This window comes from Rhizobium sp. FG113, from assembly GCF_057809895.1.
Genome location: NZ_JBMDKV010000036.1, coordinates 12,575 through 29,247, shown reverse-complemented (window position 1 = coordinate 29,247; position 16,673 = coordinate 12,575). Strand labels below are relative to the sequence as shown.

The window sequence follows — 16,673 nt, the reverse complement described above, 5'->3', positions numbered from 1 at the left end:
TTCCGGATACGTTCTTAAAAGTCGGACAGATTCGCCACTTTCGTGTCGTGACGCCGTCCTTCCATTTCCCGGCCGCATCGCGCCCGAATCTCAGCGCGAGCCGGTGGCTCATTACGTACCTACGTTGATACGTTTCAACGTAGGTAAGCATCCGAAAATAGCAATTTTTGTTTCGTACGATACAATCTCTATTGACCGACAGGCACGCCGGCGCTAGAATTTTGTATCGTACGAAACAACGCGAGGCCGCCATGCTCTCCGACAACCCGACCGCCAAGACCTATGACGGCCTGAACCGCGCCTATGCCTTCTTCAACGATCGCCTGTTCGCCGGCGAGCTGCCGGCCTGCCTCGTGACCTTGCAGCGCGCCAAGAAGGCTTACGGCTATTTCGCGGGCGGGCGTTTCGGCTCCAAGGACGGCAAGACCGTCACCGACGAAATCGCCCTCAACCCCTCGCACTTCCGCGAGCGCACCACGGAACAGAGCCTGTCAACGCTCGTCCACGAAATGGCGCACCTCTGGCAGCACCATTTCGGCAAGCCCTCGCGCGCCGGCTACCACAACAAGGAATGGGCCGAGAAAATGCACGCGGTCGGCCTGGTGCCCTCCGATACCGGCCAGCCGGGCGGCAAGGAGACCGGCCAGCAGATGACGCACTACATCGCACCGGGCGGCCCGTTCCAAACCGCCTTTGCCGATCTCGACGCCGAAGGCTTCGACGCCCTGTATGTCGAGCTGTGGGGCGATGCGGAAACCCGCAAGAAGCGCAAGGCGAAGGCGGCGAGCAAAACCCGCTACACCTGCCCGAGCTGCGAGCTACACGCCTGGGCCAAGCCCGGCGCGCGCCTGATGTGCGGGGAATGCGAAATCCTCATGGAAGCCCCGGAATCCGACGAAGAGGGCGAGGACAAGGAAGAAGCGGCCTAAAGGCCGCCAACCTCCTAAGCGTAGGGTTTCGCCCCTTTCCCGCAGATGCCCCAAAAAGATCACGCATCACCCCACTTGCAAAGCGCGCGAGTTTTAGGCAACTTATGAATGCGTGCGGCACGCACGTATATGTGATAATACAGGGAGGGATCATCATGTTCCGTGAATTCGCCTGGTAAATCACTCGGGCGGCCGGCAAGTCCGGTCGCCCACCTCCGCATTCAGAAAAATCATCTAAATTGTTGAGGGAGAAGGGAATGCAACTTGTCGATCATCCGTTCGTGAAATTCGATCAACTGAAGCCGATCTACAATTTCACCTATCCATTGTTCCGCACTATCTCGGATGATTTTTACGGATATCTGGATTTCAAGGAATTGACCGGCGCTAGCAAGATTCCCCAAGCTCGCACCATTTCCCTCTACCTCCATATTCCCTTCTGCGAAACCATCTGTTCCTTCTGTCCCTTCCAGAAGGGGGCCTACAAGCACGCCGATCAGGTCGAAGCCTATGTGTCGGCAATCACGGCGGAAATTACTGCAAAATCGGAGTTCGTGCGTTCGCTCGGTGGGCGCATCCGCAGCATCTACATGGGTGGCGGTACACCTTCCATTTTGTCGGCCGACAATATCCGGCAGATCGGGAAGCTGCTCCATGCCGAGTTCGATCTGTCCTCCCTTGCCGAATTTACATTCGAATGCGAGCCGAAGAGCGTCACGCGGGACAAGCTGCAGGCTGCCCGCGAGATCGGCGTCAATCGCATCAGCTTCGGCGTCCAGACGTTCACCGAGCGGTTCCGGTCCCTCTTCGACCTCACCTCGACACGCGAGCATATCGAGAACACGGTGCAGTGGTCGCAAGAAATCATCGGCCGCGTCGGCTTTGACATGCTGTACGGCATGCACGGCCAGTCAGCCGAGGAACTGCTTTACGATCTCAAGCGGGCGACCGAGCTTCAGCCGGAAACAATCAACCTCTATCCGATCAACAATATCGCCATCACGCCCAAGCTGCACAAATCCTATGCTGCGCAGGGTATGGGGCCGTCGAGCCTATCGCATCGTCAGGTGTTGCGGCTGTTCGGCGATACCTTCATGCGGGCATGCGGCTATGCGCCGTGCAACGGGCACTCCTACATCAAGGACGCCGAACGCTCGTCCCTCAATTCCGCCGGTTTGAGTTCGGCCAATCATTTCCGCTATCATAAATACCTGCACGGCTACCAAGACGACTATGTGGTCGGCTTCGGTGCCTCGGCTCAATCCATCCTCGGCTCTCTGGTGACGCGCTCGAACCCTGGTCGCAGCGAATACATCGCGGATGCCCTGGAGAGGGGCGGACCAAAGGCCCACTACAATTGGGTGCCGGCCGACCAACGAGCGTCGAAGGCGCTTTGCATGCGACTGCCCTACAGCGGATATGTCGCCAAGGACCGGATCGATTGGGACGCGGTCGACCCGTTCGTGCGTGAGAACCTGCAAAGGGTGATCGACGCCGGCCTTGTGCTGGAAAGTGACCACGATCTCCAGCTCACCCGCCTCGGATGGCAGTGGTATTCCAACCTGATGTACTTCCTGCTGCCGCAGGCAGACCGGGATATCGTCAACAACTATGTCGCGGACATGCTGAATGCGCCCATCGTGCTCGATGGGCCGACGGAAGTGTGCGCAGCGGCGTGACGGAGGGAAGGGTGCTAGAGCTTCTTGCCTATCGGCATATCCGATATTTTTGCCTGACGGTCGTTCTCCTTGCCTTTCTCAGCGGTGCCTTGCGCACCGCTGTTCCGTTGCTCGCTACTCAATCCGGCTATTCCGTATCCGGCGTGAGCTGGGCGCAAGGGCTGTTCTCTCTCGCGTGGCCGGTCTTTGGAATCATCGCAGGAACGCTGCTCGACCGCCATGACAAGGTGACATTGGCGGTCCAGGCCCTCGCGATCTTCGCTTTGCTGCATGTCGCGCTGTTGGTGATGCTGGTGACGCGGCTCGTACCGCCGGAACATATCTTCATCTATGCCATCATCGCCGGCGTGATCGTAGTTTCGGCTGAAGCCTACATGATGACGATACCGCCGCTCATCATGGAGGGGGCCAAGCTGACCGCTTTCTATTCCATCGTCCTGTTTCTGGATTTTGGTTTCTCATACTTCCTCGGTCCCGTTGTCGCCAGCATGGTCCTGGCGCAAAGCACGACGCTGTTTTTCGGGCTTCTGATCGCGGCCTTCGTCGCTTCGATCTTCACTGTAAGGCGGGCAATTCCGACGCTACCGGCGGCAGACAGGCCAAATGTGACGATCGGCTATATCGTGGCCGGCTTCCAGTTCATCTTCTCAAACCGCCAACTCACATCCCTTACGGTGCTGACATTCTTCCTGTCCGTGGTGTTCGGTGCATTCCTGACCTCGTTCATCTTCTTCGTCACGGACAGCAAGCATCTTGGACTGGACGCCAGCCAGTACGGCATGATGTTCGCGGCCTATGCCTTCGGCGCGATGGCAGGGGCTTTGTGCGTTCGGCATCTGCTCGGTTCGGCGTCGGTGCGCGCTGCTGTGCTTGCTGACAGCCTGGGCACGATCGCGCTGCTGATCGTGCCGGCATTTTCCCATAGCGTGGCCGCTGTATGGATCACGACCTTCATCGCTGGCGCTGGCTTGAGCCTCTGGTTCGTTTCCGTGACGGCGTTCAGGCAAAGGCTCACCCCCAAAGACTTGCTTGGCCGCGCGAACTCGGCGTTCCGTGTCATCGGCTACGCAGGAATGCCCATAGGCAGCTTCCTTGTCGGCGTCCTGGGATCGCTGTTTTCCTTGCAGGTTGCGGTGACGATCATCGCCGGCCTGCTACTGGCGGCGTTGCTGGCGACGCTTCCGCTCCTGTGGTCGGTAGACCGGATGAACGCGCCAGCGGGTTCCGCTGTATAAAACTGAAATTTGCTCTATGCGTGCGGATCGCATATAATGCGCGCGCATTGGAGCAAACTTCCCAAATCAGCCATGCCGCACCTTGAAAACATACTCGGGGCTTTTGCCCTGACGATCGCTGACCGCGTGACCAAGCGTGCTCTGGAAACTTCGCACTGCTCGGAAGGCGGCATTATTGCGTTAAATCAGATCGGAACGCGTGAGCGCCCGACGATCGAGGATTTGCGAGCTAGTCTTGACGTGGATACACACTCAGCGGCGACACGCGTTGTTGCTCGCCTCGAAGCCGACCAGCTCGTGACGAAAACAAAAAGCGATGAAGACAGCCGCTTCATCCATCTCGCCCTAACTGAAAAAGGGGCGGCAGTGCGCGAGTCAATCCTCGCGGAACGGCAAAACATCCTTGAGGAAGCGATATCAACGCTCAACGAGGATGAACGCCAGACGCTTGAAACACTACTCAAAAAAATTCTCGGCGGCCTCCCATTCGACCACCGCGCTTGCGACAGGACTTGCCGTTTGTGTGATACCGGGGCCTGCTCTGATCCCGATTGCCCGGTCCAAATCCAACACCATCAAGCACTCTAGGCCATGTTGACAAAGTAGGGCAGCCATATCTTAGTCGCTGCGATTGCTAGGAACGCGGCGAACGAGATTTTGGTCTTGTCGTAACGAGTGGCGATCCGGCGGAACTGTTTGATCCGATTGAACATCCGTTCGATGCGATTACGGTCTTTGTAAGCATGAAAGTCGCAAGCCGGTGGGTTCTTGCGTCCGGCGCGAGGCGGAATAACCGGTCGTATGCCGTGAATTAGAAGCTCTTGGCGGATGCTATCGGCATCATATCCCTTGTCCGCGAGGAGACGACGAGGCCTGGTCACCGGCATTGCGAGAAGATCGGGAACGGCGAGATAGTCGGAAGTTTCGCCGCCCGTCAGGAAAAAGCCAAGAGGGCGTCCTTGACCGTCTGCTCGGGCATGGATTTTTGTCGTAAAACCGCCGCGTGATCGACCAAACGCTTCCTTATGAGTCCCCCTTTAGCGCCCGCTGCCTGTGAATGGCCGCGAACTGTTGTACTGTCCAGCATGTGCTGCCAATCATCTGTAAGGCCGAGTTCCACAAGCGTTTCCAGAAGTGCATCCCATACCCCTTGCTCAGCCCAGCGACGAAAGCGGACGTAGACAGAATTCCACTTCCCGTATCGTTCATGCATATCACGCCATGGGCACCCCACCCGAAGCACGTGCAACATCCCATTCATGAACTGGCGATTATCATGCGAAGGACGGGACTTCCGACCGCGCTCTGCAGGAAGAAGCGGCTCCACGATCCGCCATTCTGCATCCGTAAGGTCACCACGTGCCATCACTGCCTCCTAAAAGACAGCCTTGAATCATAATTTGAGTGAGGTGGGAATCCATGCAATCTGATGCCACGCGCTGGAGCCTGCGCCGCAATCCTGGAAATGCGATGGATCACCAAGTTCTCGAAGAAATCGCCAAGACGTTGAATGCAGATGCCTGTAACTACACCGTTTTCTTGCGATATTTTGAAGTGCCTTTGCAGACGTCAGCCCGCAAAGACATTATCATCAAAACAGTCTTGGGGGCCGATGCAACACTCGGCGGTATCCAAGAGGTCGAAAAAGCATCCGTTTGGCCCAATCTGAAAGATGCGCTGCTTTACGCGGGCGACAGTGGCGCTGGTCCAGCGGCTGCTACGATGCAATCCGAAAGGTTGCTCGCCCTGATGCAGGTTCTCGAAGACGAGGTTCGCAATCTTGTAGATGCCGCAAGCCGCACTGAATCATTTTGGCTGCAGAGCGGACACCCCGCATACCCAGTTTTTTGGGATTTCGCCTACCTTATCTCAGGGAAGGCGAGCGAAAGCATTCTCATAGGGTCAAGCTCCGACTAGGCGAAACTTTGTCAACACGACCTAACCTCCGAGCGCCCTATAGAGCGTTGCACGATGCACCTTCAGGAGGCGGGCAACTTCCGTTACCGGCTTCTTGTCCTGCTCGATGAGCTGGCGGGCGTGGACGATCTGCTCGGCCGACAGGGAAGGGGAGGGACCGAACCGAACGCCCCGCGCCTTCGCCGCGATCCGGCCGGCGCTCGTGCGCTCCACGATCAAGGACCGCTCGAACTCGGCCATGCCGGCGAAGACGGTCAGCACCATGCGCCCGGCCGGCGTGGTCGTGTCGGCCCATGGCTCTGACAGCGAGCGCAAGTCAGCGCCGGCCTCGTTGATCCGCTCCGCGATCGCCAGGAGGTCGGCCGTCGATCGGGCGAGGCGATCTAGCCGGGTGATCGTCACCACGTCGCCGGCGCGCAGATGGTCGAGCATCCGCGCCAGCTCCGGCCGGTCACGCTTCGCCCCGGATGCCTTTTCCTCAAAGATGCGGATGCAGCCGGCCGCGCCGAGGGCGGCACGCTGCTGGTCCAGGTCCTGGCCGCGCGTCGAGACGCGGGCATAGCCGATGAGCACTCGGCCGGCGTCGGAATCTGGTCGGCGGCTCACGGCTTCCCCTTGTCGCAAATCATGTCGCAGGTGTTTTACCACTTGCGACTAAAACTTGCGACAGAAATTCCCCTGAACATTCAAAGCCGGGCCGATGTGTTGCGCGGATTAGGATTTGTGCGACACCCCTTGCAAAGTTGGGGGACCGTTATGACAAACCCAAACACCGTCGAAACGTCGTCCTCATAGACGATCGGGGCATCGACCATGCGAAGATAGAAGATCCGAACCTCTGCAAGGTTCGGGACGAAAATCGTGGTGACTTCGATTGCGTCAAGTTTCATTGATCCATTGAACTTCTTCGTCTCCCTTGCCTAAAAGCTCCTCTTCCTTCATCTATCCTATTGCCGTCTCATAATTGCGCTGTCGCCGGCTTTAAAAGCGGCTGTAGTATGGCAATAATACCCGCTGTCGGAATCCTCCTGCTATAGCTCCCGACGCTAAGAGATAAGCGTTCCTGGGGAGGAGATGCATGATAACAACAGCGATATTTCCGAGTCGGTATGTGCAAGGCGACGGGGCGCTTCGGCTGCTCGGCGAAGAGGCCACCAAGCTCGGCAGCAAAGGATTGGCCGTTCTCGACACGTTTGCGTACAAATCTTTTCATGCCGACTTGAAGCCTATTCTTGCCAAGGCCGGCAGCTTCTACATGGAAGAATTTGCCGGCGAATGCTCGGATGAGGAGATCGAGCGGCTGTCGCAGAGGGCGAAGAACGCAGACTCACAGGTTATCATCGGCATTGGCGGCGGCAAGGCGCTCGATACGTCGAAGGCGGTTGCCCATCATCTCGGCCTTCCTGTCGCTATCGTGCCGACGCTCGCCTCTACGGATGCGCCATGCAGTGCGCTGTCCGTCGTTTACACGCCCGAGGGCGCATTCAAGCGCTACCTGGTACTCCCCAGGAACCCTGATCTCGTGCTTGTCGACACAGGCGTGGTCGCCAAAGCGCCCGTGCGCTATCTCGTTTCCGGTATGGGCGATGCGCTCGCGACATGGTTCGAGGCTGAAGATTGCCGCCTCACACGCGCCGCCAATATGACGGGGCGTCCCGGCCCGATGACCGCCCACGGCCTCGCCAAATTGTGCTTCGATTGCCTCATGGAACAAGGCGTGATGGCCTGCACGGCCTGCGAGCACAAGGTCGTCGTGCCAGCACTGGAGAATGTCGTCGAGGCGAATACGCTGCTGAGCGGCCTCGGCTTCGAAAGCGGTGGCCTGGCGGCAGCGCACGCCATCCACAATGGGCTTACGACACTGGATGAAACGCATCACTACTATCACGGCGAGAAGGTGATGATCGGCCTGCTGGCCCAGCTTTGGCTGACCGGGAGAGATCGTACGATCATCGACCGCGTGTACAAGTTCGGGCGCTCCGTCGGGTTGCCGACAACGTTCGCCCAGATCGGGCTTGAAGGAGTGACGCGATCTCAACTGGAGCAGGTGGCCGAACGCGCCTGCGCTCCTGGCGAGACGATCCACAACACGCCCTTCAAAGTGACGCCGGATATGGTTGTCGCTGCGCTGATCACGGCGGATGGCGAAGGACGCCGGCTCGAACAAGCCGCAGCCTGACCGGATATGCTCCTGCGGCGAGCAGGGTCTGCGACCGCGATTAGGTCCGGTCTGCACAGTTGACCTTCCTTCCACACAACGGCATCGCGCATCACGCTTCATGCGCGATCCAATTCGCCAGTCGATGCGGTCGTCTCCGGCCGCTCGGCGAGATCGCGCAAGCAACAATAATTATGAGGAGATGCCATGTCGTCGCCGTTCCTGGGAGAAATGTTAGGAACTCTGGTCCTGGTGCTGCTCGGCGACGGCGTTGTCGCTGGCGTCTTGCTGAACGGAACCAAGTCTCAAAGCCGCCTCGACAGTGGCGGGTGGCTCATGATCAATACGGGCTGGGCCGTCGCCGTCTTGTGCGGCATCTTCGTCGCTCAAGCGACGGGCAGCCCGGACGCGCACATCAATCCAGCCGTCACGATCGCTCTTGGGGCTCTTTCAGGCGATTTCAGCAAAGTCTCATCCTACATTCCCGCCCAGATGCTTGGCGCATTTCTGGGTGCAGGTCTGGTTTGGCTGCACTACCATCCGCATTGGCGCAAGACTGAAAATCCCGATCTGAAGCTAGCCATATTCTGTACCGGCCCTGCCCTCAGAGCCCCGGTTTCGAATCTCGTCAGTGAAATCATTGCCACCAGCCTGCTCGTCTTCGTCATCGCCGCCATCGTGTCGCAATCGGTGGGAGGCGCAACGGGACTCCAAGCGGGCTTCGCCTCCTATCTCATTGCAATGCTGGTATGGGGGATCGGCCTCTCATTGGGCGGTACGACCGGCTACGCCCTCAACCCTGCGCGCGATTTCGGTCCTCGCCTGGCCCATGCGGTTCTTCCGATCGCCGGAAAAGGCTCTTCAGCTTGGAGCTATGCCCCCATCCCTGTTGTTGGCCCGATCATAGGGGCAATCATTGGAGCCTTCGTTGCCCGCCTTATCGTATTGTGATCGGACGCAGAAGAATAAACGACTTAGAATTCGAAAGCGGCCCGGCGACAAAAATCTATCCCTTTATGTGAGGAGCCAATGGCGAAATTTGTACACAGCATGATCCGTGTGTTCGATGAGAAGCGCTCCGTCGATTTTTACGGCAAGGCTTTCGGACTTCAAGTCGCCGACCGGATCGATTTCGAAACCTTTACGCTGATCTATCTGTCCAATCCCGAAAATACCTTCGAGCTGGAACTGACGGTCAATAAGGATCGCGATCGCCCCTACGACCTTGGCGACGGCTACGGCCATTCGGCCTTCATCGTCGACGACGTCGATGCGGAGCATGCACGGTTCGAGCAGGCAGGTCTTGCTCCTCGCAAGCTGGTCGATTTCAAACATGACGACAAGGTGCTGGCACGCTTTTTCTTCGTCCAGGACCCCGATGGCTACCAGATAGAAGTCATCCAGAAGGGGGGACGCTACACCTGAGCAGTGCATTCCAATGACTCAATGGGAGGAAACTAAACATGACAATGACAAAAGGGCTCGTCTCACCGAGCATCTCCTCGCCAACCGCCGTCGCCAGGACGGCGGTATCGGCGTTTCCCCTCGACCCTGCGCAGGACCCGGCAAGCTGCAAGCTTCTCACCCGCATGGTGCGGATCATGTATCCGCATGGCAAATTCAGCGACGGTCCCTACGAGCGGACGGCGACGGCAATCTTCAAGGCATCTGAAGCGACACCAGCCGTGAAGATCGCATTTGCCAGCGCGTTGCATGATCTGGCGAGCGCCGGCTTCGCCGATATGGACGACACGCAGGCATACCAGCATCTCAAATCCATTGAAACGACCGCCTTCTTCAAACTGGCACGCAGCACCGCCGTCGTCGCGCTCTATGACGACGAAGAGGTCTGGCAGGCGCTCGGCTACGAAGGGCCAAGCTTCGACAAGGGCGGTTACATCAACCGTGGATTCAACGATTTGGACTGGCTGCCGGAGCCGCGCATTGAGGAATATACGGGAGGTGAAGCATGAAGTCGATTTCACGCAACGACGAAGCCGTCGTCATTGTTGGGTCTGGCGCTGGGGGCGGCACACTTGCCTACGAGTTGACCAAGGCAGGCATCCCTTGCGTCCTGCTGGAAGCTGGGCCGTTTCTGAAGAACGAGGACTATCAGAACAACGAGTGGGAAGCCTTCCGCCAGATGGCATGGCTCGACCCCCGCACCACCACCGGGTCCTGGCGGGTGTCCAAGGATTTTCCCGATCTTCCGGCCTGGCTGGTCAAGGCGGTAGGCGGCACGACCACGCATTGGTCAGGCGCCACACCTCGTTTCAAGGACTACGAGTTCAAGGCCCTGACCACCTACGGCAAGGTGGACGGCGCGTCGCTGCTCGACTGGCCAATCACGCTGGCCGAAATGGCGCCCTACTATGAACGCGCTGAAATCGCCATGGGCTCGACCCATCGCCATGGCCGTAAGGCGCTGCCGGCCAACAACAATTACAAGGTTTTCGCAAACGGGGCGGAACGCGTCGGCTACAAGATGTATGCGACCGGCCCCTATGCGACCAACGCCGAGCCCTATGACGGCCGTCCGGCCTCCATCCAGGACGGCTTCAACTTCCAGGGCGACAAGAACAAGTCGAAATGGAGCATCCTCGTTCGTGAAATCCCTCGCGCGCTGGAAACGGGGCTTCTGGACCTTCGCCCCGAATGCCATGTTGTTCGGATCACCCACGACGCATCCGGCAAGGTCGATGCAGTGCTTTATGTCGACAAGGACGGGAGGCTGCATCGCCAATCGGCGAAGGTTGTCTGCGTTGCCGGCAATTCAATCGAGACGCCGCGGCTACTGCTGCTCAGCGAAAGCGGCCAGTTCCCCAACGGGCTGGCCAACAGCTCCGATCAGGTCGGCCGGAACTACATGCGTCACATGACAGGTTCCGTCTATGCGCGCTTCGACAAGCCGGTGAACATGCACCGGGGCGAAACCATGGCCGGAATCATCGCCGACGAGGCCGGCCATAACCCGTCGCGCGGCTTCGTCGGCGGCTATTATATGGAGACGATCTCGCTCGGACCGGCCTTTCTTGCAGCCTTTGCAGAGCCTGGTGCATGGGGACCGAAATTCACCGAACTCCTGGATGGCTATGCCAGCACCGCCGGCATGTGGATCGTCGGCGAGGACATGCCGCAGGCAACCAACCGTGTCACGTTGTCGGACACGGTGCGCGACCAGTGGGGACTACCGGCACCGAACGTGCACTTCGACGATCACGGCAACGATATCGCGATGCGCACTTATGCCTACGAGCAGGCGGAAAAACTCTATGAAAGCGTCGGCGCGATCGGATCGCATCGCACGCCACCTTATCCGTCTACGCACAATCTCGGCACATGCCGGATGAGCGCGCGGCCCGAGGATGGTGTCGTCGATCGCTGGGGACGATGCCACGACGTTTCGAACCTGTTCATTTCAGACGGGTCTGTAATGACGACCGGTGCAGCGGCCAATCCAACACTCACGATCGTCGCCCTGGCAATACGTCAAGCCGAATACATTGCCGGCGAGCTGAAGAGAGGCAATATTTGAAATTCGGGGCCGTGGTCGAGCCACGGCCCACGGTTCATAATTTATGCTCAGGCCAATGAATCGTAGGTGTTGAAGCCTTTTGGGGATGACAAACGATGTGCAGATTATTTGTAGGCGCGGATTCCGCGCTCTGGGAAAGCCACACCCGCTCGATTCGGATGGACGGGATGGTGACAAGCATCAGGCTTGAAAACATGTTCTGGACAGTGCTTGAGGATATTGCCTCCAAGGATGAGATGACCGTCCCCCAACTTCTGCACCAGCTCTATAACGAATCCATCGATGAAGGGCATGATATGGGGAATTTTACCTCCTTTCTCCGGGTCTGCTGCCAGCGCTTCATCAACCTGCAACTGCTTGGCCTGCTACCGAACGGCCGCAACGACCTTCTGTCGGCGGAAGAGATCCTGAGCCTCGAAGCCAAAGCCGCCACAACCCGCAATAAAAGCCGCACCGTGCCCTCACGACCGAATTGATAGCGGTTCACCCGCAATATCGAGGGCTTTGGCGGTCGTGCAGATATCACCATAACCCTGCCAATGCACAGTGACGGCGAAGTAAAAGAAATGATGGAGAACTCGCAGTTTCTGGACAGCCTTCGGACGCTTGTCGGATCAAGGCACGTCTTGTGCTCCCCAGCCCGGACACGTCGGTTCTCACGAGGCTACCGCTACGGCGAAGGCAAGGCGCTCGCCGTCGTCCGCCCGGCGAGCCTGCTCGAATTCTGGAAGGTTATTCAATCCTGCGTCGATGCGGGAAAGGCAGTGATTGCGCAGGCAGCAAACACCGGGTTGACAGGCGGCTCGACGCCCTTTGGCGATGATTACGACCGTGATGTCATCATCATCAGCACAATGCGGATCAAGTCGATTCACTTGCTCGGCGAAGGGAGACAGGTTCTGTGTTTCCCAGGCACCACGCTCGACGAACTGGAAAAGACGCTGCGTCCCCTGGGACGTGAGCCGCATTCCGTCATCGGGTCGTCGTGTCTGGGAGCCTCCGTCCTTGGTGGCATCGCCAACAATTCCGGCGGCTCCCTTATTCACCGGGGACCGGCTTATTCGGAACTAGCGCTCTTCGCGCAGGTGGGTGCCGATGGCCGGCTGAGGCTGGTCAACCATCTGGGAATAGCGCTTGGCACGAGCCCCGAGGAAATCCTGTCGCGACTCGATGGCAAAAATTACCAACAAGGGGATGTTAGCTGGAAGAATCTGCCTGTTGCGTCGGACAGAGAGTATGCAACGCATGTCCGTGATGTCGATGCACCGACGCCCGCACGCTATAATGCCGATCATCGGCGTCTCTTCGAAGCCTCAGGATCGGCCGGGAAGATAATGGCGTTTGCCGTTCGGCTTGACACTTTCGAGGCGCAGAAGAACAGCCAGGTCTTTTACATCGGCACGAACGATCCGGCTGATCTCACCGAAATTCGCCGCACCATGCTTTCCACCTTCGCCTCCCTGCCGATCGCTGCGGAATATATTCACCGGGACGCTTACGACATCGCTGAGCGCTACGGCAAGGATACGTTCCTGTTGGTGAAGTACCTTGGCACGGCACGACTACCACGGTTGTTTGTCTGGAAAAGCAGGATCGATGAGTGTGCGGAGCGATTGCGCATCCTTCCGAAAAACCTGAGCGATCGTCTCCTTCAGGCGGCGAGCCGTCTTTTCCCGGCGCATCTGCCAAAACGGATGACTGAGTTTCGCGACAGATACGCGCACCATCTCATGATCAAGGTCGGTGAGGACGGTATCACCGAAACCAGAACCTATCTCACGCAACGGCTCGAATCAGGTGCTGCGAGCTTTTTCGAGTGCACCCCCGAGGAAGGATCAGCGGCATTCCTCCATCGTTTCGCGACTGCGGGTGCAGCGGTGCGCTATCGCGCCGTTCATGGAAGTGACGTCGGCGGTATTGTCGCGCTCGATGTCGCGCTTCCTCGCAACGAAACGCGCTGGATGGAAACGTTGCCCGCCGAATTGGACAAGTCCGTCCTCAAGAAGCTCTACTACGGCCATTTCTTCTGTCACGTTTTTCATCAGGACTATATCGTGCCGAAGAATGTCAATTGGTTGGAAGTGGAGCATGCAATGCTGGCCCTGCTCGACGCACGCGGTGCGAAATATCCGGCCGAGCACAATGTTGGGCATCTTTACACGGCAGATGAAATTGTCGCCGAGCATTTTCGGACACTTGACCCCTGCAATTGCTTCAACCCTGGGATAGGGCAGACGTCAAAGTTTTTGCGATGGGGCGACAGCAGACCGCCTTTGGGCTCCTCCCCGTCTTGCGAAACCTGCGACTGACAGGTTTAGGATTTATTCGGCAGAAGCCACTGGGGTGCATGTATCTCCGGAAAAATACTGAAAACAGGAAGCATCTTCCGCACCTCTACGGCCGGACACAAAATTGTTAACCATTCATGTCTAATTTAATACATGGATTTGCACCCGCAAATCCGGGGGCGTGGAAACCTCGTGAGGTTAGAGAATGGAGTGAGCCGGCAGCGCGCCCGGTAACGGGTGCGGCTGCCTGGTGATAAAGGTAAGTCACTTTCTTCCCTATGAAAATTTACTCACGCAAAGGCGGCATGGTTCTCGGCATGAAGTCCACCGGGCACACGGTCTTGCCGTGCGCCGCGATACCTTTTGGGCCTTGGGAAGGGGGATAAGGTAATGAGACTGCCATTCAAAAATCTGATGAGCGGCGCGAATTCTGACGCAGTGCTTGCCGCCATGAATAAATCACTGGCCATGATCGAGTTCGATCCGGCCGGAAACATCCTCGGCGCGAACGGGAATTTCCTGGCCGCCATGGGCTATGAGGCAAAAGAGCTGGCCGGCCAACATCATCGCATGTTCGTGGACCCTGCCTATGCTCGAAGCGCCGAATATACCGCTTTTTGGGAAAGGCTCGGAAAGGGCACATTCGACGCCGGCGAATACAAGCGGTTCGGCAAGGGTGGGCGCGAGGTCTGGATTCAGGCCACCTATAACCCGGTCCTTTCGGCCTCCGGAAAAGTGCTCAAGGTGGTGAAGTTCGCCACCGATATAACGGCCGCCAAGATGAGAACCGCCGAAGATGCCGGCAAACTCGCCGCCATCTCGCGCGCCCAGGCGGTGATTGAGTTCACGGTTGACGGTGAGATTTTGACCGCCAACGAGAATTTCCTTGCCACGCTCGGTTATGAGCTGGCCGAGGTCAAGGGCCGTCACCATCGCATGTTTGTCGATCCGGCCTATGGGCAGAGCGTAGACTATGCCGAATTCTGGAAGCGGCTGCGGGCCGGCGAGTTCATCGCTGAAGAATTCAAGCGTTTTGGCAAAGGCGGCGTGAAGTCTGGATTCAGGCATCCTATAATCCGATCTTCGACCCGGACGGCAGGGTCATGAAGGTGGTCAAATTCGCCACCGATATTACTGGCCGCGTCCATGCCGTGACGGAGATCGGCGCGGGCCTGGGTAACGTCGCGGCCGGCAATCTGGTGTGCGAGATCGCGGAGCCGTTCATTCCGGCGCTCGACAAGCTGCGCCTCGACTTCAACAACTCTGTCGAGACCCTGCGCAACGCCCTGCAGACGGTCGGCAACAATGCCTCGGCAATCGACGGCGCGGCCGGCGAGGTCAGCGCCGCTGCCAACGATCTGGCAAAACGCACCGAGCACCAAGCCGCATCAGTCGAGGAAACCGCCGCCGCACTTGATGAGATCACGACAACGGTGAAAAACTCGGCCAAACGGGCAGAGGAGGCCGGCGAGCTGGTCGCCCGTACTCGGACCAGCGCCGAGAAATCGGGCGCTGTCGTCCAGCGGGCCGTTGCCACCATGGGCGAGATCGAGCGATCATCCCGCGAAATCGGTTCCATTACCGACATGATGGACGAGATCGCCTTTCAAACGAACCTGCTGGCACTCAATGCCGGCGTCGAGGCAGCCCGCGCCGGTGAGGCCGGCAAGGGCTTTGCTGTCGTTGCCCAGGAGGTGCGTGAACTCGCGCAACGCTCTGCGAGTGCAGCCAAGCAAATCAAGGCCCTCATCACCAAATCCGATTCTGAGGTCAAATCCGGCGTGGCGCTCGTCGGTGAAACCGGCGTGGCACTACAGACCATCATCGGTGATGTGCAGGAGATCAGCGGGCATGTTCTCGCCATCGTGGAAGCCTCGCGCGAGCAGTCCACGGCGCTGGCGGAAATCAATACCGCTGTCAGCACGATCGACCAGGGCACGCAACAGAACGCCGCAATGGTCGAGGAAACCTCGGCCGCCAGCGTGAGCCTTGCAGGCCAGGCCGAACAGCTCAAGGCCCTGCTGGCGACTTTCCGCCTCGAACACGAACGGGAAAGCCCTCATAGGCGAATGGAATGGGCAGCGCCTCCACGCGCGGCGTGACCTATCCCGTATCGACCGCACGGCGGCCGCGCGTATAGCCCAATTTGGGCGCGCGGCCGACGATCACCTATTGCTCTGGCTGTGTCGGCACTGGCACGGTGATCGTGCATTTCTGATCCTTGCCCGTCTGTCTCGCCTTCTCCAAGCACGCGGAAATCTCCCCGCCACTGGCGTTGTAGAAGCCGGCACCCCATTGCAGCTTTTTGAAGCCAAGGGGATCGACGGAATTGATCATGGCATAGGCCGCGTTGATGCGGTCCTGCCCCATCACAAAGCTCGCAACGCGGCTATCGGCTGAGAACGGCAGGAAGCGCGGCAACAGCAAAATCAGGAACACGCCGACAACAACGCCGACGCCGGCCGCCATCCACATGCGGAAATCCTGATCCTTTCGATGAAAGGCGCTTTTGTTATGGGAGGCAAGCACGCTGCTGATGCGCTCGAGGTCGGACGCCTGCCGCTCGAGCTGCTGCACGGCAGTCCTTACCAGGCCCTCGCCGCTGCGCTCGAGCGCAGCCGCATAGTGCTGCGCCCCCTGCCGGAGAATAGGCGACTGCTCGACACCGTGCAGGCGCTCCGCAACGTGGGCGAGCTGCTGCACGAGCTGGGCGAGCTCGGGCTTGTAATCCTGCACCGGCCCCTGCCGGTCAAATTCCTCAAAGGCGGCTTCCACGCCTTTGCGGATGGTGGTCATCTCCCGCGTGAGGTCGCCGGCAAGACCTTCCACGGTCTGCCGTAACGCGTCGAAGGCGGCGGCCGGATCGCCGGCGTCCTCGTCCAGTGCCTCGGGCAATCCTTCCCTATCGTCGTCCAGCTCCGTCATGCTCTCT

General features: G+C 58.7%; 14 protein-coding genes and 2 pseudogenes. 13 read left to right on the top strand and 3 right to left on the bottom strand.

The genetic code is table 11. The features are described from left to right. Positions 1-251: 251 nt before the first annotated feature. From ACODTZ_RS34925 to ACODTZ_RS34910, 4 genes are all read left to right on the top strand, one after another. Entirely contained in the window at positions 252-929 is a 678-nt protein-coding gene (locus ACODTZ_RS34925) for a SprT-like domain-containing protein (protein WP_489031778.1), read from the top strand. 257 nt (positions 930-1,186) lie between these two features. Further along, positions 1,187-2,608, top strand: a complete 1,422-nt coding sequence (locus ACODTZ_RS34920) for a coproporphyrinogen-III oxidase family protein (RefSeq protein ID WP_489031776.1) — start codon at positions 1,187-1,189, stop codon at positions 2,606-2,608. Positions 2,609-2,619: 11 nt separating this feature from the next. Further along, positions 2,620-3,843, top strand: coding sequence for an MFS transporter (locus tag ACODTZ_RS34915; protein ID WP_489031774.1), 1,224 nt, complete (start codon positions 2,620-2,622; stop codon positions 3,841-3,843). A 36-nt stretch (positions 3,844-3,879) separates the two neighbouring features. Then, complete coding sequence (locus ACODTZ_RS34910; RefSeq protein WP_489031772.1) at positions 3,880-4,431, top strand: MarR family winged helix-turn-helix transcriptional regulator; 552 nt, start codon at positions 3,880-3,882, stop codon at positions 4,429-4,431. Here the strand turns inward: ACODTZ_RS34910 and ACODTZ_RS34905 are convergent. Continuing rightward, positions 4,428-5,209, bottom strand: a pseudogene (locus ACODTZ_RS34905) (IS5 family transposase). The gene ACODTZ_RS34910 and the pseudogene ACODTZ_RS34905 sit on opposite strands and share 4 nt — an antisense overlap. A gap of 53 nt (positions 5,210-5,262) precedes the next feature. On the opposite strand from ACODTZ_RS34905, the gene ACODTZ_RS34900 reads away from it, so the two are divergent. Next, positions 5,263-5,760: a hypothetical protein gene (locus tag ACODTZ_RS34900; RefSeq protein WP_489031770.1), complete on the top strand. Its 498-nt coding sequence runs from the start codon at positions 5,263-5,265 to the stop codon at positions 5,758-5,760. Positions 5,761-5,781: 21 nt separating this feature from the next. Here the strand turns inward: ACODTZ_RS34900 and ACODTZ_RS34895 are convergent, their stop codons facing one another. Beyond that, positions 5,782-6,333 carry a recombinase family protein gene (locus ACODTZ_RS34895; RefSeq protein WP_489031780.1) on the bottom strand — a complete coding sequence of 184 codons (552 nt, stop codon included), beginning with the start codon at positions 6,331-6,333 and terminating at the stop codon, positions 5,782-5,784. 505 nt (positions 6,334-6,838) lie between these two features. On the opposite strand from ACODTZ_RS34895, the gene ACODTZ_RS34890 reads away from it, so the two are divergent. From ACODTZ_RS34890 to ACODTZ_RS34855, 8 genes and pseudogenes are all read left to right on the top strand, one after another. Next, positions 6,839-7,939 carry a glycerol dehydrogenase gene (locus ACODTZ_RS34890; RefSeq protein ID WP_489031768.1) on the top strand — a complete coding sequence of 367 codons (1,101 nt, stop codon included), beginning with the start codon at positions 6,839-6,841 and terminating at the stop codon, positions 7,937-7,939. A 186-nt stretch (positions 7,940-8,125) separates the two neighbouring features. Continuing rightward, complete coding sequence (locus tag ACODTZ_RS34885) at positions 8,126-8,869, top strand: MIP/aquaporin family protein (RefSeq protein WP_489031766.1); 744 nt, start codon at positions 8,126-8,128, stop codon at positions 8,867-8,869. Positions 8,870-8,947: 78 nt separating this feature from the next. Beyond that, entirely contained in the window at positions 8,948-9,343 is a 396-nt protein-coding gene (locus ACODTZ_RS34880) for a VOC family protein (RefSeq protein WP_489031764.1), read from the top strand. A 38-nt stretch (positions 9,344-9,381) separates the two neighbouring features. Then, positions 9,382-9,891, top strand: a complete 510-nt coding sequence (locus tag ACODTZ_RS34875; RefSeq protein WP_489031762.1) for a hypothetical protein — start codon at positions 9,382-9,384, stop codon at positions 9,889-9,891. Further along, positions 9,888-11,453, top strand: a complete 1,566-nt coding sequence (locus tag ACODTZ_RS34870) for a GMC family oxidoreductase (RefSeq protein WP_489031760.1) — start codon at positions 9,888-9,890, stop codon at positions 11,451-11,453. Before ACODTZ_RS34875 ends, ACODTZ_RS34870 begins: the two co-directional genes overlap by 4 nt. 95 nt (positions 11,454-11,548) lie before the next feature. Further along, on the top strand, positions 11,549-11,929 hold the full coding sequence (locus ACODTZ_RS34865; RefSeq protein ID WP_489031758.1) for a ribbon-helix-helix domain-containing protein: 381 nt from the start codon (positions 11,549-11,551) through the stop codon (positions 11,927-11,929). Positions 11,930-12,019: 90 nt separating this feature from the next. After that, complete coding sequence (dld, locus tag ACODTZ_RS34860; protein ID WP_489031756.1) at positions 12,020-13,762, top strand: D-lactate dehydrogenase; 1,743 nt, start codon at positions 12,020-12,022, stop codon at positions 13,760-13,762. 393 nt (positions 13,763-14,155) lie between these two features. After that, positions 14,156-15,804 (top strand): annotated as a pseudogene (locus ACODTZ_RS34855) (methyl-accepting chemotaxis protein); the annotation flags it as partial. Positions 15,805-15,910: 106 nt separating this feature from the next. Here ACODTZ_RS34855 and ACODTZ_RS34850 read toward each other — a convergent pair. Next, a complete protein-coding gene (locus ACODTZ_RS34850; RefSeq protein WP_489031754.1) occupies positions 15,911-16,666 on the bottom strand; it encodes a DUF6118 family protein in 756 nt (251 codons plus the stop codon). Positions 16,667-16,673: the final 7 nt, after the last annotated feature.

What these genes read in the sequence shown, in the direction of transcription:
- ACODTZ_RS34890 (WP_489031768.1), top strand. Translation starts at nt 6,839, where the DNA reads ATGATAACAACAGCGATATTTCCGAGTCGGTATGTGCAAGGCGACGGG.
- ACODTZ_RS34880 (WP_489031764.1), top strand. Translation starts at nt 8,948, where the DNA reads ATGGCGAAATTTGTACACAGCATGATCCGTGTGTTCGATGAGAAGCGC.
- ACODTZ_RS34870 (WP_489031760.1), top strand. Translation starts at nt 9,888, where the DNA reads ATGAAGTCGATTTCACGCAACGACGAAGCCGTCGTCATTGTTGGGTCT.
- ACODTZ_RS34900 (WP_489031770.1), top strand. Translation starts at nt 5,263, where the DNA reads ATGCAATCTGATGCCACGCGCTGGAGCCTGCGCCGCAATCCTGGAAAT.
- dld (WP_489031756.1), top strand. Translation starts at nt 12,020, where the DNA reads ATGATGGAGAACTCGCAGTTTCTGGACAGCCTTCGGACGCTTGTCGGA.
- ACODTZ_RS34885 (WP_489031766.1), top strand. Translation starts at nt 8,126, where the DNA reads ATGTCGTCGCCGTTCCTGGGAGAAATGTTAGGAACTCTGGTCCTGGTG.
- ACODTZ_RS34910 (WP_489031772.1), top strand. Translation starts at nt 3,880, where the DNA reads ATGCGCGCGCATTGGAGCAAACTTCCCAAATCAGCCATGCCGCACCTT.
- ACODTZ_RS34865 (WP_489031758.1), top strand. Translation starts at nt 11,549, where the DNA reads ATGTGCAGATTATTTGTAGGCGCGGATTCCGCGCTCTGGGAAAGCCAC.
- ACODTZ_RS34925 (WP_489031778.1), top strand. Translation starts at nt 252, where the DNA reads ATGCTCTCCGACAACCCGACCGCCAAGACCTATGACGGCCTGAACCGC.
- ACODTZ_RS34920 (WP_489031776.1), top strand. Translation starts at nt 1,187, where the DNA reads ATGCAACTTGTCGATCATCCGTTCGTGAAATTCGATCAACTGAAGCCG.
- ACODTZ_RS34850 (WP_489031754.1), bottom strand. Translation starts at nt 16,666, where the DNA reads ATGACGGAGCTGGACGACGATAGGGAAGGATTGCCCGAGGCACTGGAC.
- ACODTZ_RS34875 (WP_489031762.1), top strand. Translation starts at nt 9,382, where the DNA reads ATGACAATGACAAAAGGGCTCGTCTCACCGAGCATCTCCTCGCCAACC.